The organism is Candidatus Thalassolituus haligoni, from assembly GCF_041222825.1.
In the GTDB taxonomy this organism is placed as follows: Bacteria; Pseudomonadota; Gammaproteobacteria; order Pseudomonadales; family Oceanobacteraceae; genus Oceanobacter; species Oceanobacter antarcticus.
Genome location: NZ_CP139482.1, coordinates 3,114,642 through 3,141,475 on the forward strand (window position 1 = coordinate 3,114,642; position 26,834 = coordinate 3,141,475).

The 26,834-nt window shown below is 52.7% G+C and carries 21 protein-coding genes and 1 tRNA gene; 5 read left to right on the top strand and 17 right to left on the bottom strand.

The genetic code is table 11. From position 1 onward, the window contains the following. Positions 1–51 precede the first annotated feature (51 nt). On the top strand, positions 52–1,731 hold the full coding sequence (locus SOJ49_RS13915) for a 2-isopropylmalate synthase (RefSeq protein WP_369855100.1): 1,680 nt from the start codon (positions 52–54) through the stop codon (positions 1,729–1,731). A gap of 368 nt (positions 1,732–2,099) precedes the next feature. Continuing rightward, complete coding sequence (locus SOJ49_RS13920; protein ID WP_369855101.1) at positions 2,100–3,611, top strand: acetyl-CoA hydrolase/transferase family protein; 1,512 nt, start codon at positions 2,100–2,102, stop codon at positions 3,609–3,611. Between the two features lie 17 nt (positions 3,612–3,628). Here SOJ49_RS13920 and SOJ49_RS13925 read toward each other — a convergent pair whose 3' ends face one another. From SOJ49_RS13925 to rlmE, 14 genes are all read right to left on the bottom strand, one after another. Further along, positions 3,629–5,647 carry a hypothetical protein gene (locus SOJ49_RS13925; protein ID WP_369855102.1) on the bottom strand — a complete coding sequence of 673 codons (2,019 nt, stop codon included), beginning with the start codon at positions 5,645–5,647 and terminating at the stop codon, positions 3,629–3,631. 335 nt (positions 5,648–5,982) lie between these two features. Then, the gene (gene pnp, locus SOJ49_RS13930; RefSeq protein WP_369855103.1) at positions 5,983–8,091 is read right to left on the bottom strand and encodes a polyribonucleotide nucleotidyltransferase; all 2,109 of its coding nucleotides are present in this window, start codon (positions 8,089–8,091) and stop codon (positions 5,983–5,985) included. Between the two features lie 273 nt (positions 8,092–8,364). Further along, the gene (rpsO, locus tag SOJ49_RS13935) at positions 8,365–8,634 is read right to left on the bottom strand and encodes a 30S ribosomal protein S15 (protein WP_369855104.1); all 270 of its coding nucleotides are present in this window, start codon (positions 8,632–8,634) and stop codon (positions 8,365–8,367) included. A 385-nt stretch (positions 8,635–9,019) separates the two neighbouring features. Continuing rightward, entirely contained in the window at positions 9,020–9,424 is a 405-nt protein-coding gene (rbfA, locus tag SOJ49_RS13940; protein WP_369855105.1) for a 30S ribosome-binding factor RbfA, read from the bottom strand. Between the two features lie 108 nt (positions 9,425–9,532). Continuing rightward, positions 9,533–12,283, bottom strand: a complete 2,751-nt coding sequence (gene infB / locus SOJ49_RS13945) for a translation initiation factor IF-2 (RefSeq protein WP_369855106.1) — start codon at positions 12,281–12,283, stop codon at positions 9,533–9,535. 27 nt (positions 12,284–12,310) lie between these two features. Continuing rightward, on the bottom strand, positions 12,311–13,807 hold the full coding sequence (nusA, locus tag SOJ49_RS13950; protein ID WP_369855107.1) for a transcription termination factor NusA: 1,497 nt from the start codon (positions 13,805–13,807) through the stop codon (positions 12,311–12,313). Positions 13,808–13,829: 22 nt separating this feature from the next. Continuing rightward, positions 13,830–14,291, bottom strand: a complete 462-nt coding sequence (rimP, locus tag SOJ49_RS13955) for a ribosome maturation factor RimP (RefSeq protein WP_369858072.1) — start codon at positions 14,289–14,291, stop codon at positions 13,830–13,832. Positions 14,292–14,551: 260 nt separating this feature from the next. Continuing rightward, positions 14,552–14,637 (bottom strand) — tRNA-Leu (locus SOJ49_RS13960). Between the two features lie 22 nt (positions 14,638–14,659). Further along, positions 14,660–15,049 (bottom strand): preprotein translocase subunit SecG, encoded by a 390-nt coding sequence (secG, locus tag SOJ49_RS13965; protein WP_369855108.1) that lies wholly within the window; start codon positions 15,047–15,049, stop codon positions 14,660–14,662. Positions 15,050–15,055: 6 nt separating this feature from the next. After that, positions 15,056–15,796 carry a triose-phosphate isomerase gene (gene tpiA, locus SOJ49_RS13970; protein WP_369855109.1) on the bottom strand — a complete coding sequence of 247 codons (741 nt, stop codon included), beginning with the start codon at positions 15,794–15,796 and terminating at the stop codon, positions 15,056–15,058. Between the two features lie 127 nt (positions 15,797–15,923). Beyond that, positions 15,924–17,261, bottom strand: a complete 1,338-nt coding sequence (gene glmM / locus SOJ49_RS13975; protein WP_369855110.1) for a phosphoglucosamine mutase — start codon at positions 17,259–17,261, stop codon at positions 15,924–15,926. Beyond that, a complete protein-coding gene (gene folP, locus SOJ49_RS13980; RefSeq protein ID WP_369858073.1) occupies positions 17,254–18,042 on the bottom strand; it encodes a dihydropteroate synthase in 789 nt (262 codons plus the stop codon). Before folP ends, glmM begins: the two co-directional genes overlap by 8 nt. Positions 18,043–18,300: 258 nt before the next feature. After that, on the bottom strand, positions 18,301–20,226 hold the full coding sequence (ftsH, locus tag SOJ49_RS13985) for an ATP-dependent zinc metalloprotease FtsH (RefSeq protein ID WP_369855111.1): 1,926 nt from the start codon (positions 20,224–20,226) through the stop codon (positions 18,301–18,303). Between the two features lie 67 nt (positions 20,227–20,293). Continuing rightward, positions 20,294–20,914: a 23S rRNA (uridine(2552)-2'-O)-methyltransferase RlmE gene (rlmE, locus tag SOJ49_RS13990; RefSeq protein WP_369855112.1), complete on the bottom strand. Its 621-nt coding sequence runs from the start codon at positions 20,912–20,914 to the stop codon at positions 20,294–20,296. Positions 20,915–21,009: 95 nt separating this feature from the next. Between rlmE and SOJ49_RS13995 the strand changes: the two genes are divergently transcribed. Beyond that, positions 21,010–21,327: a YhbY family RNA-binding protein gene (locus tag SOJ49_RS13995; protein ID WP_369855113.1), complete on the top strand. Its 318-nt coding sequence runs from the start codon at positions 21,010–21,012 to the stop codon at positions 21,325–21,327. 72 nt (positions 21,328–21,399) lie between these two features. Here SOJ49_RS13995 and SOJ49_RS14000 read toward each other — a convergent pair whose 3' ends face one another. Then, positions 21,400–21,741, bottom strand: a complete 342-nt coding sequence (locus SOJ49_RS14000) for a hypothetical protein (RefSeq protein WP_369855114.1) — start codon at positions 21,739–21,741, stop codon at positions 21,400–21,402. A gap of 175 nt (positions 21,742–21,916) precedes the next feature. Between SOJ49_RS14000 and SOJ49_RS14005 the strand changes: the two genes are divergently transcribed. Together SOJ49_RS14005 and fabA are read left to right on the top strand one after the other, a co-directional pair. Further along, entirely contained in the window at positions 21,917–23,035 is a 1,119-nt protein-coding gene (locus SOJ49_RS14005; RefSeq protein ID WP_369855115.1) for a beta-ketoacyl-ACP synthase III, read from the top strand. Between the two features lie 265 nt (positions 23,036–23,300). Further along, positions 23,301–23,816: a 3-hydroxyacyl-[acyl-carrier-protein] dehydratase FabA gene (gene fabA, locus SOJ49_RS14010; RefSeq protein WP_369855116.1), complete on the top strand. Its 516-nt coding sequence runs from the start codon at positions 23,301–23,303 to the stop codon at positions 23,814–23,816. Positions 23,817–23,956: 140 nt separating this feature from the next. Here fabA and SOJ49_RS14015 read toward each other — a convergent pair whose 3' ends face one another. Then, positions 23,957–24,646, bottom strand: coding sequence for a hypothetical protein (locus SOJ49_RS14015; protein ID WP_369855117.1), 690 nt, complete (start codon positions 24,644–24,646; stop codon positions 23,957–23,959). Next, positions 24,609–26,831 carry a GumC family protein gene (locus SOJ49_RS14020; protein ID WP_369855118.1) on the bottom strand — a complete coding sequence of 741 codons (2,223 nt, stop codon included), beginning with the start codon at positions 26,829–26,831 and terminating at the stop codon, positions 24,609–24,611. Before SOJ49_RS14020 ends, SOJ49_RS14015 begins: the two co-directional genes overlap by 38 nt. Positions 26,832–26,834 lie beyond the last annotated feature (3 nt).

The window sequence follows — 26,834 nt, forward strand, 5'->3', positions numbered from 1 at the left end:
ACACTGTATCCAGTTTCATTACAGCACGCTGAGTCCCAGCACGGAGCCATCATGAGCCACCATCAATACAGCAACCCGGACTTTAATCCGGAAAAATACCCTCGCTTTCCGGTCATCCGGAAAACGGATCGCCGCTGGCCAAATGCGGAAATCCGGACAGCTCCGCTGTGGTGTTCTGTGGATCTGCGTGATGGCAACCAGGCACTGATCGAACCCATGAACGTGAGTCAGAAGCAGGCCATGTGGCACCTGCTGGTCAACATGGGCTTCAAAGAAATCGAAGTCGGTTTCCCAGCGGCCTCGCAGCCAGATTTTGACTTTGTACGTTGGTTGATCGAAGAAAACCGCATCCCCGATGACGTCACCATTCAGGTGTTGGTGCAGGCCCGTAATGATCTGATCGAACGCACTTACGAAGCACTGGATGGTGCCCGTCGTGCGGTGGTGCATGTGTACAACTCGACCTCGCCGGTACAGCGCAAGAAAGTCTTTAATCTTGATAAAGCCGGTATTGTCGATATCGCCCGCCAAGGTGCAGCCAAGGTGCAACAGGTCGCACGGGATTATCCGGCGACCGACTGGACCTTCCAGTATTCTCCGGAAAGCTTCTCCAGCACCGAAGTCGAGTTCGCGGTTGAAGTCTGCAACGCCGTGATTGAGGTGTGGCAGCCGACGCCGGAGAAGAAGATCATTCTCAACCTTCCGGCTACCGTCGAATCGGCCATGCCCAACGTCTTTGCTGACCAGATCGAATGGTTTTGTGATCACGTCAACCAGCGCGATAGCGTGTTGGTCAGCATTCACACCCATAACGACCGGGGCTGCGCGGTGGCCGCTGCTGAAATGGCGCTTCTTGCAGGTGCAGACCGTATCGAAGGCACCTTGCTCGGTAATGGCGAACGCACCGGCAATATGGATATCGTCACCATGGCGATGAACCTCTATAGCCAGGGCATTGATCCACAGCTGGATATCAGCATGGCCGACGACATTATCAGCACGGTTGAGGCCTGCACCAATATCAAAACCCATCCGCGCCACCCCTGGCTGGGTGAGCTGGTATATACCGCCTTTTCCGGCAGCCACCAGGACGCTATTCGTAAATGCCTTGCTGCACAGACAGAAAATGAACCATGGGATGTCGCTTACCTGCCCATCAATCCGGAAGATATTGGCCGTAGTTACCAGTCGGTGATTCGAGTCAACAGCCAGTCCGGCAAAGGGGGGGCCAGTTATTTGCTGGAGCAGGCCATGGGCATTACCTTGCCGCGCTGGGTACAAATTGAACTGGCACAACCGGTTCAGGCGCTCGCCGAGCGCAGCGCCAGCGAATTGCAAACCGACGATATTGTGCGCTTGTTCCGCCATACCTTTATGACCAGCCATGGCCAGTTGCAGCTCGACAGCTATACCCTCGAAGGCAGCGGTAACCAGAGCGCCGTGCAGGCTTGCCTCAACGATGGCAGTAACCTGGTCAGTTTGCATGGTCACGGCAACGGTGCCATCAGCGCCTTTACCGACGCCATTCACCGTGCATTGGGCGTGGCCGTACAGATCGTGCAATTTGATGAACAATCAGCAGGCGAAGGTTCAGATGCCGGTGCCGTGGCGTTTATTCAGGCCAATATCAATGGTCAGCGTTATACCGGAGCAGCAGCAGATGAAGATACTCTGAGCGCCAGTATGAACGCCGTATTGGCGGTCGTGAATCAGTCGCTGAAACAACAGTAAAGCCACCTGTCCTGCCCTCACGCTGATCTGACATCCGTCAGGTCAGCGTCTTCCGTTCTTTCTGGCGCTGTTTGCTGAGCTACGTTATCCACGTCCTCCGCGTGCTTGCCTTTTAGATCCAGTCTTGAACACCCAGTCTTGAACACCCTCCTTTGAATTTTAAATCCTGCTTTTTCATGATTGCACTGCCGCTTCCCAAGCCTGGCAATTAGGTCAAATTTACCAACAGACCGTTTCTTTAGACTTAAGTCGATACCACCGGAGCGTACAGACTGCTCATTTGGTCATATCATTTGGCACGTATTGGCACAAAAAAGACACAAAATACGCCACTTAGTTTTACACCTTTATACAACCGGGATTTCACCATGGCTACAGATTCACGCATGCTCTGCACGGCACTCCGCAATCGACTGATGTCTGCCGCAGACGCCGCCGCCCTGATACCCGCTGGCAGCACCGTCGGCATGAGCGGCTTTACCGGCGCGGGATACCCGAAAGCCATTCCCGCCGCTCTGGCCGAACGTATTGAACAATTGAACAACGCTGGAGAAGAGTTTCGAATCAACGTTTGGACCGGTGCCTCTACCGCCCCGGAACTGGACGGCAAACTCGCCGCCGTCAACGGCATCAATATGCGTTTGCCTTTTCAGTCGGATCCGATCTGCCGCGAGAAAATCAATAACGGCAGTATGGACTACATCGACATTCACCTGTCCGAAGTGTCCCAGTACGCCTGGTCCGGCTTTCTCGGCAAAATGAACATTGCAGTGATAGAAGTCAGTGGCGTTCTTGAAGATGGCCGCCTGATTCCGTCATCAGCCGTTGGCAACAACAAGACCTGGATAGAACAGGCAGATCAGGTGATTCTGGAAGTCAACAGCGCCCAGAGTGCCGGTCTCGAAGGCATGCACGATATTTATTACGGCACCGCCCTGCCGCCACATCGTAAACCGATTATGATCAGCCAGCCCACCGACCGTATCGGCGAACACTACCTCCATTGTCCGGCAGACAAGATCATTGCAATTGTCGAAACCAGTGCCCCCGACCGTAACTCGCCTTTTAATCCACCGGATGATATTTCTCGCCGTATCGCCAGTCATATTCTGCAGTTTTTTCAGCAGGAAATTGCCATTGGCCGCATGCCCAAAGAGCTGCTGCCCATACAATCCGGGGTCGGCAATATCCCCAACGCCGTATTGGAAGGCCTCGACGCTGGCCCCTTCAAGCAACTGAGCGCATTTACCGAAGTGATTCAGGACGGCATGTTGGCGATGCTGAAATCCGGCACACTGACAGCCGCCTCGTCGACCGCCTTTTCGCTCAGCCCCACGGCAATGGAAGAATTGAATACCAACATCGATTTCTACCGCCAGCGTATTATCTTGCGACAGCAAGATATCAGTAACCACCCGGAACTGATTCGACGCTTGGGAGTGATCGCCATGAATGGTCTGATCGAAGCCGATATCTACGGCAACGTCAATTCGACCCATATTATGGGCAGCCGCATGATGAACGGCATCGGTGGATCTGGCGACTTCGCCCGTAACGGCTACCTGTCGATTTTTGTAACGCCGTCCACCGCCAAACATGGCGCGATATCCGCCATTGTCCCGATGGTCTCTCACGTCGATCACACTGAACACGACGTCAAAATTCTGGTCACGGAGCATGGGCTAGCGGATCTGCGTGGTCTGTCACCCAAACAACGGGCGCACCAGATTATCCAGAAGTGTGCCGACCCGGCATTCCGTCCGGCATTGATGGACTACTTTGAACGGGCCTGCGCCAGCGGACGCGGGATGCACACTCCGCACTTACTCGGTGAGGCACTGAGCTGGCACCAACGTTACGAAACCACTGGACACATGTAAGACAACCTGGACGGATGTCAGAACTGATGTCTGCGGGGTTGTAACGACAGCCATTCTGCCGCAGACATCCAGCTATCTTCAGGCAAGCCAAGTGATAACGCCAACTCAACCAAACCGTGTAACCAGCTGCAGCCATTGGCCTGAGGCATTCTTCCCGTTCTGGCTACCGGATGATTACGGAACCCCAGTACCTGACTGTGTTCGAGATGCAAGCGTCGAAAATGACCGATAAACACCTCCGGGCGCATATCGCACAAGACCAGCCGTTGACGCACCCGCTCCGGGAACAAACCGTCGATGATCTGGCTATCTATCTGGCAACCAGCCTCGGTAGAATCACGGGCATAACGAAACCGCCCAGGCTCCAGTACATAAACCAGTGAATGCGGGCGCTGAAACTGTTGCAGCCGCTCACTGATCCTGAACGCCTGTTGCAACGACAGATAACCACAGGCCACCAGCTGGATTTCTGCCGCGCAATGCCCCCGCAGACAACTAGCACCATGAGCCACCAGTTGCTCTGCCATGGTCGGCGTCAATAGTGAATCAACCCTGCCATCCGGTATCACCAGTTGCATTACCACACCCGACTCACCATAACAGGCTTTCAACGCCGCCAAGGCGGTGTTGCCATCCGGTATCAACAAAACCCGAACCTGATCAGCACTTTGCGACAGCAAGGCTTCGGTCATCTCCGGCGCTGCAGCATCATGGCGACTGACTAAAGGTAATCCAGTCCAAGGCGCTGGTTCATCATCCAGTTTTTGCCGCCGGGCGAAGGCAACGGTCTGCAGCAATGGTTCCAACATCGCCAGGCCAGCGGATTCATCGGTCACCAGCAGATTGATGCCCATTTGGTTGCCCAGACAGGCGTTAGCCAGTAATTCTCCCTCATGGTGGTGTAACAACGCGCCTGCCGAGCCACCAGTACGAGTGCCCAAGCGTTCATGGCTGATGGGGAATATCGCGCTAGTCGCACCGATATGACTTGCCAGCCGTGGCCGCAATGCCGGATTGATTTCACAAATATCGGCAAAATAACGATCCAGCAACGGTAGTACCTCATGGTCGCCATGCTGCCAGTGAGGATCCGGGCGATTGACCGTTACCATAAACGGTCGCAGCGGCCGCCGTGGTTGGCGTAATACCGCAGTTGTCACCGGCCAATCGGTCACTGCTGTGGATTCAACTGCCACCGCAGTGGCTGGCTGACAGGCCAACGCGATCAGCGGTAAACATTTCAACTCGCCCATTGATTGATGCCATTCAGCTTCTGCCTCCAGTAATGCACAGGCAATAGTGACGGGCCGGGTATCAGCCAGCGAACACGGCACCTGACTAGCGTTCGTTCCAGTTACAGGCACTTTGGTCTCACCAATCCACACCGGAATCAACACACCGCAATCCTGCCGGGACCACCAGGATAGTGTGCGCGTCAGGCGTTCCAGCTGCTCGCTGGCATCCCCATCCAACACCAGCACTGCCACTTCCCCCGGCAGTGGTTGATGAATGGCTTGTGTGACCAGCGTATCCAGCGGAGTCCTGGCACCGACCAACTCGGGTGAGATCCAGGGGCCGGGCAAAATCTGTTGTTCGCTATCACCGGCAAATTCCTGAGCAAACCGTGCCCAACCAGCCGCCGTTAACGGATAGCGCTGTTGTCGGGAACGATTGGCAGCGCCAGTGAGTAATTGCCAGATTTCCAGAGCAGCGCCCATTCCAGGCAGTGCCGATAACCAGTCACGGCGCATACCGGTCAGATGATTTAACAACATGCCCGCAGCCACCAGCCGCATCAATACCTGCCACTGGGCCGACGAACCGGGCGCAGCCAAAAACTCCGCTTGCCGCTGCAAACCGGGAACACGGCCATCCAGGCTATCCGACAGCCGTTCAGTCATCAACAGGGCCTCAGCCACACGCGGCGTTGGGATTGAGCACCCCACTCGAACCAGTGCACGGGATAACCGGTCGACATCCGGGCTGACATTCAGATTGCCAGCCGCCTCTCTGTGTACCACTCGCTCATGCGCCATCACGCTCTCCAGACCAATCATTGGTAGCCGTTAGGGGCATATCAACCTGTTGTAGACACAGAAAAGACGGGGCAAAAATGGTGAAAATGCAGTTTTTATGTAATCACTACATACTGTGATGTGAATCGATTTTTAACGCTGTCGTTTCAGGGGCAACAAGTATCAGATGCTTACGCTAGTCTAGGAGCAGCGACGATCCGGCGTATTGCCATGAATCAACGGCCGTTGTATCAATAATCGGGATACCGCAGACATAAAAAAACCGCCCGAAGGCGGTTTCAGGGTTCAGTCAGACGGATGTCCAGGCTGAACCGGGAGTTTTACAACAGCAGCAATCAGGCTGGCTGCTCAACACCCTTCATGGTCAGCTTGACGCGACCTTTTGGATCAACGTCCATGACGTGCACGTTCACCATCTGACCTTCTTTCAGGTAGTCGGTGACGTTTTCAACACGCTCTTCACTGATCTGAGAGATGTGCAACAGACCGTCTTTGCCTGGCAGAACGGTGATGAAAGCACCAAAGTCGACGATTTTGCTGACCTTACCTGTGTAGGTAGTGCCCACTTCGATATCGGCAGTGATGGCTTCGATCATGCTGCGAGCCAGATCAGAAGCTTCTTTACCCGCTGCGAAGATCTTGATTTCACCGTCATCATTGATGTCGATAGAGGCACCAGATTTCTCGGTAATGTCACGGATGGTCGCACCACCCTTGCCAATCACTTCACGAATTTTGTCGGAAGGGATCTTCATGGTGCTCATGGTCGGCGCATTTTCTGCCAACGTCGCACGCGGCTCAGCGATCACGGCATTCATCTGACCCAGAATATTCAGACGTGCCGCCTTGGCTTTCTCCAGAGCAATCTCCATGATCTGCTCGGTGATGCCTTCGATCTTGATATCCATCTGCAAGGCAGTGATACCTTCGTCAGTACCGGCTACCTTGAAGTCCATATCACCCAGGTGATCTTCGTCACCCAGAATGTCAGTCAGGACGGCAAACTGTTCGCCCTCCTTGATCAGACCCATGGCAATACCGGCAACCGGTGCCTTGATCGGTACACCCGCGTCCATCAGTGCCAGCGATGCACCACACACAGACGCCATGGAAGAAGAACCGTTGGATTCGGTGATTTCAGACACAATACGAATGGTGTAAGGGAATTCGTCTGCTGCAGGCATCATCGCCTGGATACCACGACGGGCAAGACGACCATGACCAATTTCGCGACGACCTGGTGTACCCAGACGGCCTGCTTCACCTACAGAATACGGAGGAAAGTTGTAATGGAACAAGAACGGATCGTCCTTGGTGCCGTGCAGGAAGTCGATCATCTGTGCATCACGGGCAGAACCCAAAGTGGTCACAACAATCGCCTGGGTTTCACCACGGGTGAACAAGGCAGAACCGTGAGTGGTGTTTAATACACCGGTCTCGATAGTCAGCGGGCGAACGGTATCGTTATCACGACCGTCAATACGAGGCTCACCATCGATAATACGTTTACGTACCACTTCGTACTTCAGCTCGCCCATCATGTCGGCGATGTCGTCAGCGGAGAAGCCTTCTTCGCCTTCTGCTGCAGCCAGTTTCGCAACAGCACTGGCCTTGATAGCGTCCAGCTTGCCGTAACGCTCCATCTTGTCAGACGTGGTATAGGCTTCGCCAATCGCAGTCGCTGTTTCCGCTTTTACCGCTTCGTACAAAGCAACGTTCTTGGCTTCAGCAGCCCAATCCCACTTGCTGACTGCCAGCTCTTCAACCCACTCGCTGATCGCAGTGATCACCGGCTGGAAACCTTTGTGGGCAAACAGTACCGCACCCAGCATTTCATCTTCGGTCAGTTCGTCGGCTTCGGATTCCACCATCAACACGGCGTCTTTGGTACCGGCGACAATCATGTCCAGCAGTGAATCCTGTAGCTGGGTCTGGCTCGGATTGAGGATGTAGCCCTGGTCTTCAACAAAAGCAACACGGGCACCACCGATAGGACCATTAAATGGTACACCCGATACAGCCAATGCCGCAGACGTTGCGATCATGCCGCACATATCTGGATCAACGTCTTTTTCAGAAGACATGACCGTGACGATGACCTGAACTTCGTTCATAAAACCATCGGCAAACAGCGGACGGATTGGACGGTCAATCAGACGGGAAGTCAGGGTTTCTTTTTCCGAAGGGCGGCCTTCGCGCTTCAGGTAACCGCCAGGAATACGGCCTGCGGCATACATTTTTTCCTGGTAATGAACCGACAGCGGGAAAAAATCCTGACCCGGCTTGGTTTTTTTGGCAGCGACAACAGTAGCCAGCACCTGGGTCTTGCCCATGGTAACCAGTACCGCACCATCTGCTTGACGGGCGATTCGGCCAGTTTCAAGGGTGATGGTGTCGTTACCGAGCTGGAATGTTTTGGTATTAGCGACAGGTTTGTTGCTCATGTATTCATTATTCCTGTAAATCAAACGAAGCTGCATCACCGCCGGTGCTTCTAAGCATTGGCCGTTGAACAACGAGCCAGCTTTCCAGCCCTGCTGACAGGGTTGGAATATCGGGTTCCCCGGCGGGAACCAACGACAAATGGTTAGAAGCACCACCGCGTTCTTGCGGGGCTGGCACCACAGTGATAGCAGAATTTAGAGGGAGTATAGACAGCCGCACAAGCGAGCTACAGATACAACAAAAGCCCCGGAGGGCTTTTGCTGCAAGCGAGATTAGCGACGCAGACCCAGACGCTGGATCAGATCCAGGTAACGGTTAGCATCTTTACGCTTCAGATAGTCCAGCAACTTGCGACGCTGGTTAACCATACGAATCAGACCGCGACGGGAGTGGTGATCTTTACCATGCTCCTTGAAGTGACCCTGCAGACCCAGAATGTTGTGGGTCAGCAAAGCAACCTGGACTTCCGGAGAACCGGTATCGCCTTCGGCAGTTTGATACGCTGTAACGATCTCAGCTTTTTTCTCAGCAGACAATGCCATATATAACTCCAACATAATGTGCATCAGGAAAACCTGACGTTAGTAAAGACATCGCTACCGTGCACATTAACAGTAGGATGTTGTTTGCAGACCTGACTAACCACGAGAAAGTCAGGCACCGCGATCAAATCTAACAGCCGTTTCAGCAGGTTATTCTGGCATCCGGGACAGCTTCGGGTTGAATAACCCTGGCGGTCGAACACGCCCGTCGCAGATACTGCCAATTCCGAAAAACTGACAAACCCCGAATCAGCGGCCCATAATTGTACTGAAGGTGCCTCTTCGAGGCTAGTACTATGTTTCGGCCACCGCAGGACTTTTCATATCAATGAATGCCGATGAATGTCGAATCAGGATCATTCACTTGCGGCCAGGACAAATTGCGCTATACGTCTTCCTGCTCGTCCGACGCCTGGTTCGCCTTATCCTTGTCGCGAGCCTGCCGAATCAGCCCTGTCAGATGGTGGCCACGATCCATGCTTTCGTCGTAATGGAAACGCAACATCGGCGTTATACGCGTCGTCAGGATTCGAGCCAGTTCCGAGCGTAAATAACCGGCTGCATCGTTAAGAATAGCTACGGTTTGCGCCTGAATTTCCTGATCGGTTTCTCCACGGGCACCCATCACAGTGAAATAGATATCGGCGTAACCAAGATCCTTTGCCACCTTGACGTGATTCAGAGTCACCATACCCAGGCGCGGGTCTTTCATTTCAAATTGGATTTTCAAGGCCAGTTCGCGCTGAATCTGTTCCGACAAACGGGAGGTTCGACTGTAATCTTTTGGCATGATTTCTCTCTCTTGCTGCGACTGGTGCGCAGGCTACAGACACCAAAGCCCGGCAAGGCCGGGCTTTGGTCAGGGTTCAGACCCGAGACGCACAATGCGTCTTGTGGATCACAGAGTACGGGCAACCTCACGCACGTCAAATACTTCAATCTGATCGCCTGGGCGAACATCCTGATAGTTCTTCACGCCGATACCACACTCCATGCCCTGGCGAACATCAGCCACGTCGTCCTTGTAACGACGCAACGATTCCAGGTCACCTTCGTAAATCACTACGTTTTCACGCAGCACGCGGATCTTCTTGTTTCTGTGAACCGTGCCTTCTATCACCATACAACCAGCAATCTGGCCGAATTTTGGCGAGTTGAACACATCACGCACTTCCGCAATACCAACGATTTCTTCACGCAGTTCGGGAGCCAGCAAGCCAGCCATCGCCTGTTTCACGTCGTCGAGCAGATCGTAGATCACGCTGTAATAACGCATGTCCAGTCCGCTGTTTTCAACGATACGCCGTGCGGCGTTATCAGCACGAACGTTAAAGCCGAAGACAACCGCGCTGGAAGCAACCGCCAGGGTCACGTCCGTTTCGGTAATACCGCCAACACCGGACGATACAACGTTCACCTTCACTTCGTCCGTTGCCAGCTTCTGCAAGGAAGACACAATGGCTTCCAGCGAACCGCGAACATCAGTCTTCAGCACAATGTTGAGCACGGCCTGGGCACCTTCGCCCATGCCACTGAACAAGGCATCCAGTTTGGCTGCCTGCTGATGTTGATGAACCTGCTCCTTGGCCTTGTTTTCACGATATTCAGCCACTTCACGGGCTTTTTTCTCGTTTTCAACCACCATGAAGCTGTCACCAGCATCTGGTGTGCCATTCAGACCCAGAATTTCAACCGGAATCGATGGGCCAGCGGCATCAACCGGTTTGCCGTTTTCGTCCAGCAAGGCACGAGCACGACCATAACAGGTGCCTGCCAGTACGATATCGCCTTTCTTCAGCGTACCGTTCTGTACCAGCATGGTAGCTACCGGACCACGTCCCTTGTCGAGACGGGATTCGACGATGACACCGCGTCCAGGGCCCTCAAAGTGTGCTTTCAGTTCAAGAACTTCAGCCTGTAACAGTACCGCTTCGAGCAACTCATCGACACCCAGGCCGGTATGCGCAGAAACAGGAATAAACGGCACATCACCGCCCCAATCTTCTGGCAAAACACCGCGAGCCGACAATTCGTTCTTGACGCGATCGACGTCCGCCCCTTCCTTGTCCATTTTGTTAATCGCAACCACCAGAGGAACACCAGCGGCACGAGCGTGCTGTACCGCTTCTTCTGTTTGCGGCATAACACCATCATCGGCGGCGACAACCAGAATCACCACGTCGGTTGACTGCGCACCACGAGCACGCATAGCCGTGAAGGCGGCGTGTCCCGGTGTATCCAGGAACGACACCATGCCGTGATCCGTTTCGACGTGATAGGCACCGATATGCTGGGTAATACCACCGGCTTCACCAGCAACAACCCGTGTGCGACGGATATAGTCGAGCAACGAGGTTTTACCATGGTCAACGTGACCCATGACGGTAACCACTGGCGCACGAGGTTTTTCTTCACCCTCGTAGGATACTGAGTCAGTAACGTCTTCTTCCAGCTGGTTATCAGAGATCAGCTTGGTCACCTTGTGACCCATATCTTCGACCAGCAGGGTCGCCGTGTCCTGATCCAGGGTCTGGTTGATGGTCGCCATCACGCCCATACCCATCAGAATCTTGATCACTTCACCGGCTTTTACACTCATCCGGGATGCCAGTTCACCCACCGTAATGGCTTCTGGCAATTCAACTTCACGGATAACCGGAGCGGTTGGACGTGTAAAGGCGTGTTCATTGTTGTTTTGCTGCTGTTGACGGCTGCGACTGCCCTTGCCTTTTGGCTTGCTGCGACGACGTCCGGCATTCTGGCCACCATCGGCATCCATATAACGGCTGTCTTCGCGGGTATCCGAGCGTTTTTTATCAACAACCTTGCTCTTCTTGCGATGCTCTTCCTGGCGTTGCTGAGCCGCTTCCGCTTCAGCGCGTTTCTGGGCTGCATCTTCTTCTGCCGTCAGCGGCTTCGCTTTGGCTTTCGCAGTCGCTACCGGCTTACTCGGACGAGGGGCACGGTCATCGCGCTTGGGCTGCTGGGCAGGTGCTGGTTCTGTCTTGGCCACTGCTGGCTTGGCACGAGCAATACTCGCTGCCTTGGCGGCGGCAGCTGCTTTCGCGGCGGCGGCTTCTTTTGCGGCTTTTTCAGCGGCTGCTTTGGCAATACCTGCCTTCGAATCCGCACGCGGTGCAATACTGACCCGTGCGGTTTCTGTAATTGGCTTGCTGGCAGCTTCGGCCTGGGCACGAGACTCTGCTTCTGCGGCATCACGTGCTGCGCGAGCAGTACGTTCTTCAATCACACGTCGTTCTGCAACTCGAACAGCATCTTCTGCCGCCTTGGTTTCTGCAGCCAGACGTTCAGTTTCTGCCTGACGTGCCGCTTCAACGTCCTTATCCATGTCATCGCGCTTGACGTAAGTACGTTTTTTGCGCACTTCAATAGAAACGGCTTTCTTGCCACCCTGACCGGTTTTCAAGGTAGTTGTCACCTTGCGCTTCAAGGTGATTTTCTGGGGTGCCAAATCCGTTGCATCGCCATGGCTTTTTTTCAAAAAGGCCAACAAGCCTGCTTTTTCATCGTCCGACACTCGTTGTTCTGCTGCGGTCTGTGGCAGGCCCGCTTCTTTCATTTGGGACAACAAGCGGTCTACGCTGGTCCCCACCACGTCGGCGAGTTCTTTAACTGTTACTTCTGCCATACGTTTCTCCTATGCCGAGTGAGTAGATTAATCATTGCCCTCAAACCAGGGCTTGCGTGCGGTCATGATGAGGTCCGCCGCTTTCTCCTCGGTCATATCCTCAATGTCCATCAGGTCGTCAATGGATTGCTCGGCAAGATCTTCCATCGTACAGATACCTTTACTGGCCAATACCAGTGCCAGGTGTTTTTCCATGCCCTCCATTTCCAGCAGGTCTGCTGCTGGCTGCGACTGTTCGAGCTTCTCTTCCGAGGCAATTGCCCGGGTCAGCAGCACGTCTTTGGCGCGAGTACGGAGTTCATTTACCATATCTTCATCCAGCTCTTCGATTTCCAGCATCTCGTCAATCGGGATGTAGGCAATCTCTTCCAGCGTGGTAAAGCCTTCTTCAACCAGCAACACCGCAAAATCTTCTTCGATGTCGAGTGCGTTAATGAAGTTATCAATGTAAGCCGACGCTTCCTGATTCTGCTTGGCGGCAGCATCTTCGATCGTCATGACATTGATTGTCCAGCCCGTCAGCTCCGATGCCAGGCGGACATTTTGTCCACCACGACCGATCGCCTGAGCCAGGTTGTCATTTTCTACCGCCACGTCCATTGTATTGGTTTCTTCATCCATAACGATGGAGGCAACGTCGGCAGGAGCCATAGCGTTGATGACCAGTTGCGCCGGATTATCATCCCAGAGCACGATATCAATACGCTCACTGCCACCCAGTTCGTTGGTCACCGCCTGCACACGCGCTCCGCGCATGCCAACACAGGCCCCGACTGGATCTATTCGCTTGTCGTTGGTTTTTACTGCAATTTTGGCGCGCGAACCGGGATCACGAGAAGCACCCTTGATTTCGATCACTTCTTCTGCAATTTCAGGTACTTCGATGCGGAACAGTTCGATCAGCATTTCTGAAATTGTACGACTCAGCATCAGCTGGGGACCACGATTTTCAGGGCGAACGGCATGCAGAATAGCGCGTACGCGATCCCCCATACGCATGATTTCCCGGCCAATCAGCTGGTCTTTCGGTAGCAGGCCTTCAGCGTTATTGCCAAGATCAACAATGACGTTGTCGCGGGTCACTTTTTTAACGGTGCCGTTAACAATCTCGCCCACCCGGTGCTGATATTGCTCAACAATCTGGGCGCGTTCAGCTTCACGTACTTTCTGAACAATAATCTGTTTGGCAGCCTGAGCTGCAATACGACCAAAATCCGGATTATCAACCTGAACTTCGTAGGTGTCACCGGGCTGGAGATTGATGTCGATGTCATGCGCTTCCTGCAAGGTCAACTCGTCCCCCAGGCCTGGCACCACATCGTTGCTCACGACCAGCCAGCTACGATAAGTATCGTAGTCACCCGTCTTGCGATCAATATCAACCCGAATTGTCGCTTCTTCATCTTCGTAGCGTTTCTTCGCGGCGGCGGCCAATGCCGATTCGATGGCCTCAAAAATAACGTCTCGCGATACGCCTTTTTCGTTGGAAACCGCTTCCGCGACCAGGAGAATTTCTTTACTCATCTTCCAGCCTCGCTATGCAACCTTAGTTATCAAAATTGGGAACAATATGAGCTTTTTCAATCAGCTCGACAGGCAGCAGGTATTCGTGGTCATCGACCAGCAAAACAAGATCCTGCTCCTCTATGCCCTGAAGACGTCCCTTGAATTTGCGGCGTCCATCAAAAGGCATACGCAGACGTAATTCGATCATTTCACCAACCGACTGCGTGTATTGATCCATGGTAAACAGGGGACGATCCATGCCGGGGGAAGACACTTCCAGAGTGTAGTCCTGGGAAATCGGGTCTTCTACATCCAGCACACTGCCAATCTGACGACTGACGTCCGCGCAATTGTCGACAGTAATCCCGTCTGCATGGTCAATATACACCCGCAACAACGCATGGCGTCCCTGAGCAACAAGCTCAAGACCCCAGAAGACAAAGCCCATTGATTCAACAACGGGAGCCAACATTTCCAGCAAGCGGGCGTCACGTGCCAATATTTTTTACCTCTCAGAAACAAAAACTGGGCACCTAGTGCCCAGCCCGATATTGCTGCCTGACTACCAGACAACAGATCTGCCAAATCTTTACGCCGAACGATACCAATCTTCCGGCATTCGTCACCAGACAGCGTTTGACGGTGACGACAGCTACTAAAAAGCCCCTGACATGAGGGGCTTGGGGACAGCTTAAGGCCGACGCATTATAGGGCGTTCAGACCAAAAAAGCGAACAGCATCGCTTTTTCACTAAAGCTGGGTTGGTGCGGATAGCGAGACTCGAACTCGCACGAGCATTGCTCACCACCCCCTCAAGATGGCGTGTCTACCAATTCCACCACATCCGCATCAAGACTTGGCCAAATGAGCCTACTGGTTGGTTTGTTCAACCACAGGTTCATCGGTCGAAGATGCATCTAATTCAGGTGCATCCAAAGCAGGCGCGTATTCTTCCACAAGTGGGGTATCTTTCTCAAGCTTTTCAATCACTTCCTGAGCAGGAATACCAATATTTGCCACACTTTCGGCCTTTTGCTTGGCATAAATACCCAACCCCAGGCTGGTAACAAAAAAAGCCGCCGCCAGGTAGGCCGTCGTATGACTGAGAAAATTGCCTGAGCCGCTGCTGCCAAAGACAGTTTGCGACGCGCCAGCACCAAACGAAGCGCCGGCATCAGCGCCCTTGCCTTGCTGCAACATCACAAAACCAACGATACCAAGTGCCAACAGGACATGAACAACGAGAATGATAGATTCCATACTTTCCTAAGCCGTGCAAATTTTCAGAAATTGGTCAGCATCCAGTGAAGCACCGCCCACCAGACCGCCATCGATATCGGGTTGAGAAAACAATTCTCGGGCATTATCTGCTTTTACGCTGCCGCCGTAGAGAATTTGAGTCGCTTCGGCCAAGCCAACATCACGAGCCGCCAGCTGACTGCGAATAAATTGATGCACCGCCTGAGCTTGCTCCGGCGTTGCCGTTTCGCCAGTACCGATAGCCCAGACCGGCTCATAGGCAATAATCACCGCTTGCCATTCCGAGGTGCTCAGCTCCGAAAGCAGTAGCGACAACTGCTGACCAACAACTTGCTCAGCATTACCCGCCTGACGCTCTGACAGTGTTTCACCAACGCAAACAATCGCTTTCAGGCCAGCCGTCAGTACACGACGCGTTTTCGCCAGTACCAGCTCGTTGCTTTCGGCATACAGTGCACGACGCTCGGAGTGGCCGATAATAACGTACTGGCAGCCTACGTCAGCGAGCATGGCAACAGACACCTCACCGGTATAAGCACCGGCCTCTTCGCTGGCACAATTCTGTGCACCCACCTGGAGCTGACTTTGTTCAAGCCCTGCAACCACCTGACCCAGATACGGAAACGGCGGACACACCACCAGATCGCGCTCCGGTGCATTCACTGCGACAACGGCATCAAGCCATGCAGCCGTTGTGTCGCTCGCAGCGTTCATTTTCCAGTTACCGGCAATCATCAAGCGACGCACGGGATACTCCCAAATTCAAAGAGCGCAGATACTATCCAAGAAGCGTCCGCGAAACAAGCCGAAGCGCGCATTCACCCGCTCACCCCGGCCACCCAATAAGCAGTCCGTTCAACAATTCAGTTCTGCTTTACCCACTCAATTCAGATTCAACAACAGCAGCCAGCTGCTGTGCCAACGTTTTGGCCAGCGTGTCTGTTTCTGCCTCAATCATCACCCGCACCACCGGCTCAGTACCAGACGGTCGTAATAACACTCGACCGCGCCCAGCCAGAGTCGATTCAATATCCACAACGGCTTCTCGAATAGCGACCGACGTATTGATATCCATCTGTTTACTGCGCTGTACATTAATCATGACCTGCGGCATTTTGCGCATGCGCGTGTGCCAGTCATGTAACGAAGTGCCGGTTTCCATCAAGGCCGTCAGCACCTGCAACGCAGCCACAATACCATCACCAGTGGTCTGCACATCCAGTGCCAGCAAATGACCAGACGACTCTCCACCCAGACGCCAGCCTTGTTCATCCAGTTTTTGCATCACATAGCGGTCACCCACCCTGGCTCGCAAAAAAGGGATATCCAGCTCGCGCAGGCCCAACTCCAGGCCCATATTACTCATCAGTGTTCCGACCACCCCACCCCGCAAGCGACCGCTTTGCTGTGCATGGACAGCCATGATATACAACAGCTGATCGCCATCAACCAGTTCACCGCGATGATCCACCATCACCACCCGGTCACCATCACCATCAAAGGCGATGCCCAGGTCTGCACTTTCTTCCAATACCCGGCGGCGTAACAATTCTGGTTCGGTCGAACCCACATCACGATTAATGTTAAATCCGTCTGGCTGATTGGCCAGCACAATAATTTCGGCCCCCAGCTCAGAAAATACCGCCGGCGCTATCGCATAGGTTGCACCATGAGCGCAATCCAGCACAATTTTCAGGCCACGTAAATTCAACGAGCTGGCGGTTCCCTTACAGAACTCGGTATAACGCCCGGCCGCATCATTGATCCGTACCGCCTTGCCCAATTGCTGCGAATCGACACAAACCATGGGCTGCTGCAAATAGTGCTCAATGGCTTCCTCGGTCGCGTCAGGCAACTTTTGTCCCAGCCCGGAGAAAAACTTGATGCCATTATCATAATAAGGGTTGTGAGAAGCGCTGATGACAATCCCGGCCTGAGCACGAAACGTTCGGGTCAAGTAAGCTATACCCGGTGTGGGGATTGGCCCCAGCAAGGCAATATCAACCCCCGCTGCAGACAACCCGGCTTCAAGCGCCGATTCAAACATATAACCCGAGATACGGGTGTCCTTGCCAATCAGGATTTTGCTTTTACCCTGCTGAGAGAACACCTTGCCCGCCGCCCAGCCGAGCCGCATAACAAAGTCCGGTGTAATAGGGGCTTCACCTACCCGACCACGAATACCATCGGTACCAAAATATTGCCTAGCCATGAAGTACTCCCAACGTCGCCGACACTACTTTCATCGCTTCAACTGTTTCCTTAACGTCATGCACCCGTAGAATCCGGGCACCATTCATAGCACAAATCACCGCGCCAGCAACACTGCCCGTCACCCGCTGATTCGGCTGTATTACACCGGTTACTTCAGCAATCATGCGCTTGCGGGACAAGCCCGCCAATATTGGCAGACCCAGCCGGGCAAACGCTTGTAGTCGTCGCATCAATTCAAAGTTGTGTTCGCAGCTTTTACCAAAGCCAAAACCGGGATCAACCAACAGCCGGCTGCTATCGATTCCGGCCGCCAGACAGGCTTGAATTCGCTGCTCAAGAAAACCGTAGACCTCGTCAACAACAGAGTCGTAGTGCGGGGCTTGCTGCATGGAATCCGGCTGCCCTTGCATATGCATCAGGCATATCGGCAAGCCAGACGCCGCAGCAGCTTCGATCGCGCCATTCCGCCCCAGCGCACGAACGTCGTTAATCAAATGCGCGCCTGCCACGGCAGACTCAGCCATCACCTCAGCCGTACTGGTATCAACAGAAATAACCACATCGAGCTCTCGGGCAATGGCCGCAACAACAGGCACCACCCGATCCAGCTCTGCCGATGTCGACACCGGATCGGCACCAGGCCGGGTAGATTCACCACCAATGTCGATTATTTCAGCACCGTCAGCAACCAGACGCGCAGCCTGACGCAAAGCAGCCTCCAGACTGTTGTAGCAGCCACCATCAGAAAAAGAATCAGGAGTTGTATTCACGATCCCCATCACCACCGGGCGAACAAGGGACAACTGGCGTTTACCACATTGAAGAATCACTGCGTTTTTTATCCATTCAGATAGCGGAGAACCATCCTGTTTCCACACACGTGTAACTAAACCGGCTCGTCCATCTCCGACCACGGCAAATTGACTCAGGGAAACCTCTGAACCCGTATTGGCAACGCACAAAAACAGAAACAGCCAGAAACAATCAGAAACAGAAAGAGCGGCGACTGCCGCTCTTTAAAAACCAAACAGAAGCTGTCAACGATCGCTGGCAGTTTCTCCGGCTGCATCATCATCCGGATCCCGTGCCATATCGCGACTTTCTTCGCTGGCAGGTGCAGAAGGCCCTGAGGAATTGCGGTCATCCCATGACTTTGGCGGGCTCGGCTTACGTCCAGACATGATCTCGTTGATCTGATCTGCATCGATCGTCTCATATTCCATCAAGGCGTCTTTCATCAGCTCGAGCTTGTCACGATTTTCTTCCAGAATGGTCGCTGCACGCTGATAACAACGATCCAGCAGGCCTTTGACTTCAGCATCAATCACTCGCGCGGTATCGTCTGAAAGATGGGACAACTGGCCACCACCTGCCGCTCCCAAATAGCCTTGCTGCTCTTCTTCGGTGTACAGCTGTGCGCCCAGTTTCTCGGACAACCCCCACTTGGTAACATAGTTGCGGGCATACTTGGTCGCACGCTCAATGTCGTTGGAAGCACCTGTCGTAACACCATCCCGACCCAGAGTCATCTCTTCAGCAATACGTCCGCCATAAAGCGAACAGATATTGCTTTCGATACCACGTTTGCTGATGGAATGACGATCTTCTTCAGGCAAGAACATAGTGACGCCTAGTGCCCGTCCACGCGGAATAATCGAAACCTTGTAAACAGGGTCATGCTCCGGCACCAGACGCCCAACAATGGCGTGACCTGCCTCATGATAGGCTGTGTTGGTCTTTTCTTTCTCCGACATCACCATGGTCTTGCGTTCGGCACCCATCAGGATCTTGTCCTTGGCTTGCTCGAACTCTTCCATGGTAACGTGATTGCTGTTTGCACGTGCCGCAAACAACGCTGCTTCATTCACCAGATTCGCCAGATCTGCGCCGGAAAATCCTGGCGTACCACGGGCAATCACAGAAGCATTAACATTGTCTGCAACAGGTACTTTACGCATATGCACCTTGAGGATTTGCTCACGGCCACGAATATCCGGCAAACCGACCACCACCTGGCGATCGAAGCGACCAGGACGCAACAGCGCAGGGTCGAGTACATCAGGGCGGTTAGTAGCAGCAATCACAATAATGCCGTCGTTAACCTCAAAGCCGTCCATCTCAACCAGCAACTGGTTCAGGGTCTGTTCGCGCTCATCGTTACCGCCGCCAATCCCAACACCACGAGAACGACCAACGGCATCGATTTCATCAATAAAGATAATACAAGGTGCCTGCTTCTTGGCCTGATCAAACATATCCCGCACACGGGATGCACCCACGCCAACAAACATTTCGACGAAGTCAGAACCAGAGATGGAGAAAAACGGCACCTTGGCTTCACCGGCAATCGCTTTGGCCAGCAGGGTTTTACCCGTACCGGGCTGCCCCACCATCAAGACACCACGGGGAATCTTGCCTCCCAGTCGCTGGTACTTGCCAGGGTCACGCAGAAATTCAACCAGCTCTTTAACGTCTTCCTTCGCTTCATCGCAACCAGCCACATCTTCAAAGGTGGTTTTGATCTGGTCTTCACTCAGCAGCTTGGCCTTGCTTTTACCAAAGGCCATCGGGCCTCCGCGACCGGAACCGCCCCCTTGCATCTGACGCATGAAAAACATAAACACCGCCAGAATGATCAAAATAGGCAGCGACGCCAGCAGTAACTGGGTAAAGAAGCCCTGCTTTTCAGGCTTTTCACCAACCACCTTGACCTGATTATTCAGCAGAGTATCCATCAGCTTGTCGTCATAAGCTGGCAGTACAGTTTCAAACGACTCACCATTGCTGCTGGTGCCGGTAATGTTCTGACCCGCAATCGTAACGCGCTCAACCTGGCCGCTTTCAACAGCAGTGATAAATTCTGAGTACGACAGTTCATTACCACGCCCGACGTTCTGGAAGTTGTTAAACACCATCATCAGGACCGCAGCAATCACTGCCCACAGTACGAAATTCTTTGCCATGGGTGGCACTACCTCTCTATTACAGGCGTATAACGCCTTGATTCTGTCTTAGCTTAGCAAGCATCCACTAGCCACGGAAACCTTTCGCAACAATATAGACCTCTCGAGACCTGGGCCTGGACGCCTTGGGCTTGCGAATCAGCACTTTATCAAAGGATGCACGAAGATCCTTGAGGTAATCATCATACCCTTCTCCCTGAAACACCTTGGCGACAAAATTGCCACCAGGACTTAACACTTGTCGCGCCATATCCAGCGCCAGCTCAACCAGATACATCGCACCGGGCTGATCAATCGAACTCACTCCACTCATATTGGGGGCCATATCTGAAATTACAAGGCCTACCCGATTGGAACCGATACGTTCCATCAGTACATTAAATACTGATTCCTCGGTAAAATCGCCCTGAATAAAGTCAACCCCTGCTATCGTGTCCATAGATAAAATATCAGAGGCAATCACCGTACCCTGCTCCCCAACCCGCTGCACCACCACCTGCGACCAGCCTCCAGGAGCCGACCCCAGATCAATCACGGTCATGCCGGAGCGCAGCAGCTGATCTTTTTCATCCAGTTCAATCAATTTGTAGCTGGCACGGGTTCGATAACCATCCTGCTGTGCCTTCTGGACATACATATCGTCCACATGTTCCTTTAACCAGCCTGCGCTGGATTTGGATCGTGCCATAGGGGTTTGCCTTCCGGTCAGATATACTCTTGCGTCATACCCTGTTCATCAGGGCAGATTATTTTAACACTCTCACCCGAGGGCCGGACAAACAAATGCCGCTCACCAACGAACAAAAGAAAGCGTATCGCGCTATTGGCCACAACCTGAACCCGGTTGTTACCGTTGCCAGCAATGGCCTGAGCGAAGGCGTGCTCGAAGAACTTAATCGCGCACTCGACGACCACGAGCTGATCAAAATCAAGGTATCCGTGGGCGACAGAGATCTGAAAAAAGCCGTCATTGCCGAGCTGCTCGGAATCACCAAAGCCATGCTGGTACAGCAGATTGGCAATACGGCACTGTTGTTGCGCCGCAATCCACGCGCCAAGATCAACTTGTCTAACCTGCAGCGTGGCGATAGCAAGCCCTGACCCCGCTCTGGCCACGATGCATCGAGATATCGTGGCCTGCTTTTTCCTGTATTAATAAAGATTTACCCGAATTCACAACACGAATCTGGGCGCCAGCATCACCCACACCGCGCCGAGAACACACAGCGCATGCAGTACCATCATCTGCAGCTTCCACCAAGGCATCAGGCCAAAATACAGCAGCGATAACAGCAACATGACCAGTAACAACTGAACCGCTCTTGAGTCCCACTGAAGGATTCGACCAAACGCTGCCAGCACTACCATCAAGGCGGCGACCGCCACCCCCAGCGCAACCATCCAGTGCATAACAACCAAACCATGATGGGGGAAATAGCCCTGTTGCTCCAGTAACGGCCGTACCAGCCAGGCACACACCCAAATTCCTCCCAGCCAGAGAGTGCGTAACACCATTAAATAATCCCGAACCACAAGAAACCCTCACCCAAGCACCCGACTGGCAAGCTCCAATTTCCGCATGTGTCGCCCTTGATTTCAAGAAACAAAAACAGCTCAGGGAAAAACATCCATGAATATTTGGAATATGACAGCAATCTGTCGATAATAGGCAAAAACAAGGTAGCCAAGAATGACAGACATCCTGATAACAGGCACCGGCCTGTATACCCCCAGCGAAAGCATCAGCAACGAAGAGCTGGTAGCGGCCTACAATACCTGGGCAGAACAACACAACAGCGATAACGCCAGCGCCATTGCCGCCGGAGAAACCAGCGCCGCACCACTCTCAAGCGCCGAATTCATTGAAAAAGCCTCTGGTATCAAACACCGCTACACCATGCACAAACAAGGCATGCTGGACATCAAGCGCATGCGCCCGACTTTTGACCCAACCAGGGAAGGCGAAGAACCCGAAGCCGTCACCATGGGACTGGCCGCAGCACGTGCCGCGCTGGCAGCGGCCAACCTGCAACCAGCCGACATTGACCTGCTGATCGTCGCCTGCACCAATCATCAACGTGCCTACCCATCGATTGCAGTTGAAATCCAGCACAAGCTGGGCTGTTCTGGCTATGCCTACGATATGGGGATCGCCTGCTCATCCGCCACCTTTGGGTTGATCAGTGCTTACAACGCCCTCAAAGCCGGAACCGCCAAACGCGCCCTGCTCGTTAATCCAGAATTTGTAACCCCTCAGGTCGACCTGACCTCGCGGGATAGCCATTTTATTTTTGGCGATGTCGCCACAGCAGCGGTACTGGAACCGGAACACCACAATGACAAACAATCCGGCTTCCGAATTCTGGACACCCAACAGCTCACCCGTTTTTCCGATAATATCCGTTGCGACGGCAATTATACCGACCATTGTCAGGACGCCCTGCCCGACAGCCGCCCCTACTTCAAACAAGAAGGACGCAAGGTATTCAAGGAATTGCTGCCGCTGGTCACCGACTTTATAGAACGCCAGCTGAGCCAGAACCAGCTAAGCGCCAGCGATTTGAAGCGCATGTGGCTGCATCAGGCCAACATCAATATGAACCTGTTCGCCGTAAAAAAACTGCTTGGACGGCTGCCGGAAAATAACGAAGCCCCTGTCGTACTGGACGAATTTGCCAACACCGCCTCTTCCGGCTCCATCATTGCGTTCCATCGCCACCAGAATGATTTTGAAGCGGGCGACAAGGGCCTGATCTGCTCATTCGGAGCGGGCTATTCCATTGGCAGCCTGCTGGTAGAAAAATGCTGACTACCCAAAACCACTACACGGACAAGCAGTTAACACCGAGTTGGAATTTTCATTTTCATACCGTGAACACCAACAAGCCGATGCACCAACAAGACACAAAACGCAAATAACCCGAAAACAATAGAAATCTGCCGAATTCATAACCCAAAACAGCCGATTGCTATTATTTCCTTTATTTCAAGTAACCTTCATTAGCGTTAAACAAACCGCTGTGTCATCTTACCCGGCACTTTGAAGAACATGCCATAACAACGAGGAAGCGTGCATGACTCGCCAACATTCTTACGATCGCGAAGCCCTTTTATCCTGCGGTCACGGTCAACTTTTTGGTGAAGGGAACGCCCGTTTGCCATTGCCCAATATGCTGATGATGGATCGCGTCACCAACATCAGCAACGAAGGCGGAAACTATGGTAAAGGTGAAATTGTTGCCGAACTGGATATAGATCCAGCACTGTGGTTTTTTGATTGCCACTTTGAAAGCGACCCGGTGATGCCAGGCTGTCTCGGACTCGACGCCATGTGGCAATTGGTAGGCTTCTACCTCGGCTGGCGCGGCAACCCAGGCCGAGGCCGAGCACTGGGTAGCGGAGAAGTCAAATTTCGCGGACAAGTCTTGCCGACCGCTAAAAAAGTAACTTATCGCATTAGCATCAAACGCGTGATGGAACAGAAACTGGTCATGGGCATTGCCGACGCCAGTATGGAAGTTGATGGTCGTGAAATTTACACCGCCAAGGATCTTCGCGTTGGCTTGTTTACGTCAACAGAAAATTTCTGACAAAACCTTATCCAGCGCAATATTGCGGTGTATTACGCCTGAGGCTAATACACCCTACCAAGAACCTCCTACCAATTGTAGCGCTCTTCAGCGCTAAAATTTGCGGCGGTGTATTACGCTTGGCGGCGCTTTGTTAACAGCTAACGACAAAATTTCCCAATCTTGTTCCATGGTAACTTGGCACAGAGTAAATACAGCTTGTCAGTATGTTTGGCAGCCTGAACAGCCCGGCTGAATGTATTACCACCCGGTAATTGGACCTGTTGTAAAATCCAGCCCTGCTGATCAATACGAAGCTTATCCCACGCCAGAAAAGCATACTGAAACAAATTAAGGTACAAGCCGCGCTCATTAGGGGCTATTTGCATCAATTGATCCAAGCGATCCTGAATGCGCTTTGCAGGAGCATTGTAGGCGACCTCGGCAGCCAAAGCAGACAAGGGATAATAAGGCCAATCCGGGCGTAACCTTGCCGCAGAATCCCAATAAGCCGCCGAGCGCTCCAGCACTTCCGTTCTGACAGCACCTTCCAGCAGCATCCCTTGTTGATGAAAATATAGGCCCTGTGCCTCGTAGATATCCGGGATACCCAACACATCCAGATTTTCAGCCACATCCAGCCAAGCGTTATTACCAGAAGGAAAAACGTTTGTGCGCTCCCCCATTAGCACCAATGAATGTACAAACGACAGATACACACACATCGCAATAACAGGCACAGCAGGCAGCCAAAAGAAGCGACCGAACACGACCAACCAGACGGGCGTGTTCAGCACAGTAACAGCCCTGGAATCAGGACTGTTTGTCGTTGGAGGTATAACCGTAGGCATCGTAATAACCTGCATAGTAGCCATAGCCACTGTAACGAGCCTCTTTATTGACATCCAGCTGGTTCAGCAACACACCAAATATCCGTGCATTCGACTCATCCAGCTTGGTCAAACTGCCTTTAACCCACTTATCCTTGGTTGCATCCGCTTTAACAACATACACAACGCCATCAACCAATGTTGAAAGATACAAAGCATCACTCACCAACCGCATAGGTGCAGAGTCGATAATAATACGCTGATACCGGCCACGTAATGTATCCAGCAACTGTTCGAAATTCCGAGAACTCAACAGCTCCAGCGGATTCGGTGGAATTGGCCCGGATGGAATAACGTCGATATTCAGTTCTTCCATATGATGGATACATTCTTCCAAAGTATCCGGATACGCCACCGCATTCGACAAGCCTTTACTGTTATGGGGCAAACCCAGCTTCTTCGCCATGGTCGGTCGACGCATATCCGCGTCAATCAACAGGGTCTTTTCCATTTGCCCATAGGCTTCAGCCAGGTTGGCAGAGGTTGTGGTTTTACCTTCTCCTGGTACGGAAGACGTCAACAGCACCACCTTGGACGAGTGCTCCAAACCAGCCAGGGTCAAGCTGGTACGCAAGGTTCGAACCGACTCAGAAAACCCGTGTAACGAATCATCTGAAAACGCCCGTACCAACCGCCCCTCTTCAAGACCCAGTTTTTCCAATACCGATTCTTCAATCATCGGTAGCATACCCAGCAACGGCACTCCCAACTTACGATCGATGTCTTCTGCATTTTTGAGTGTGGCATCCAATGCATCCAGCAAAAACGCCAGGCCAACACCGAACATCAAACTGACCACCAACGCCAAGGCCACAACCAGCTTTTTATTCGGTTTAACTGGAATTTTTGGTAAAACTGCGGGATCGGAAATACGTGCGTTCGCTGTTTGCAAATCACCTGTTTCGGTGGTTTCACGAATACGGTTAAAAAAGGTTTCGTACATGGTACGATTAGCACTCACTTCGCGCGTGTATTCGTTTAGCGCGAATTCCGTACGGTTCAAATTACGCACGTCCTTGATTTTATCTGCCAGTGCTTTTTCCAGCGCAGCTTCCTTGATTTTGGCCGAGGAATATTCTTTCTCGATACCTGTTGCGATACGTTTCATTTGTGTTGCGACCGAATCTCGTACCGCATCCAGATCGGATTGCGCCGCAATCATCTTGGGGTGTTTGGCACCGTAACGTTTGGAAAGCTCGGATACTTTTAATTCGGCATTGGTTTCATTCTCACGCAGCCGCACCACCAGCGGATTACTGAGAATCACAGGAAAACTGCTCAAACTGTTGTAGCTGCGATCGGTCAAAGAGTTAAGCTGCCGATAAACCGTTTCTGCTTCCAGGCGCTTGGAGCTGGCATCCACCAGACGCTCGGTAATTTCATCCAGTTGCTTGGACACCAGGGTATCAACACCAGCAACATCAATAATATCGTTGGCCTCACGATAATTCTGCAACTTGTGTTCTGAGTCTTCCAATCGCTCTTTCAGGCCACCCAAACGTTCCGACAACCAGGCAGCCGCCTGCTGAGTCAGCCCAACACGGGCTTCCAGTTGCGATTGAATATACGCAGTCGCCATCGCATCGGATGCAACCCGAGCCAATTCTGGATCACGACTCTCAACAGAAATTTTCACCAACTGGGTTTTACGCAACGGATCTATTGAAACGGCTTGCCAAAATGTATCAACAGTAGCAGCTAGAATATCGGCATCGGTTGGCGGTTCGCTTTCACCAAAGATGTACTCCTTGATGGAAAACGATTTTTTGTTTGCCGGGTGATACGGATTAAATTCTGGGGTTTTTATCAAGTTCAGTTTGAGTGCGACCCGCTTGGCTAATTCACGGGACTTCAGAATTTCAAACTGAGTCTGGAGGTATTCCGAAGACTGCCCACCCAAACCATACACTTCTTCGATAGACAGAATCTTGGCCTCTTCCGCCTCAATCAACAAAGTGGTTGTGGCCCTGTAAATAGGTGTCATCGACATCACCACCAAAACCGCAATCAGGGTAGCCACTGCGCTAAGAGCAATAATCTTGGTCAAATGGCGGCGAAATACATGCCAGTAATGCATCAAGTCGATCACTTCGACCGACTGCGATGCTGAAGAGCCAAACCCTGGTGTTCTCTCATTCATATTCATAAA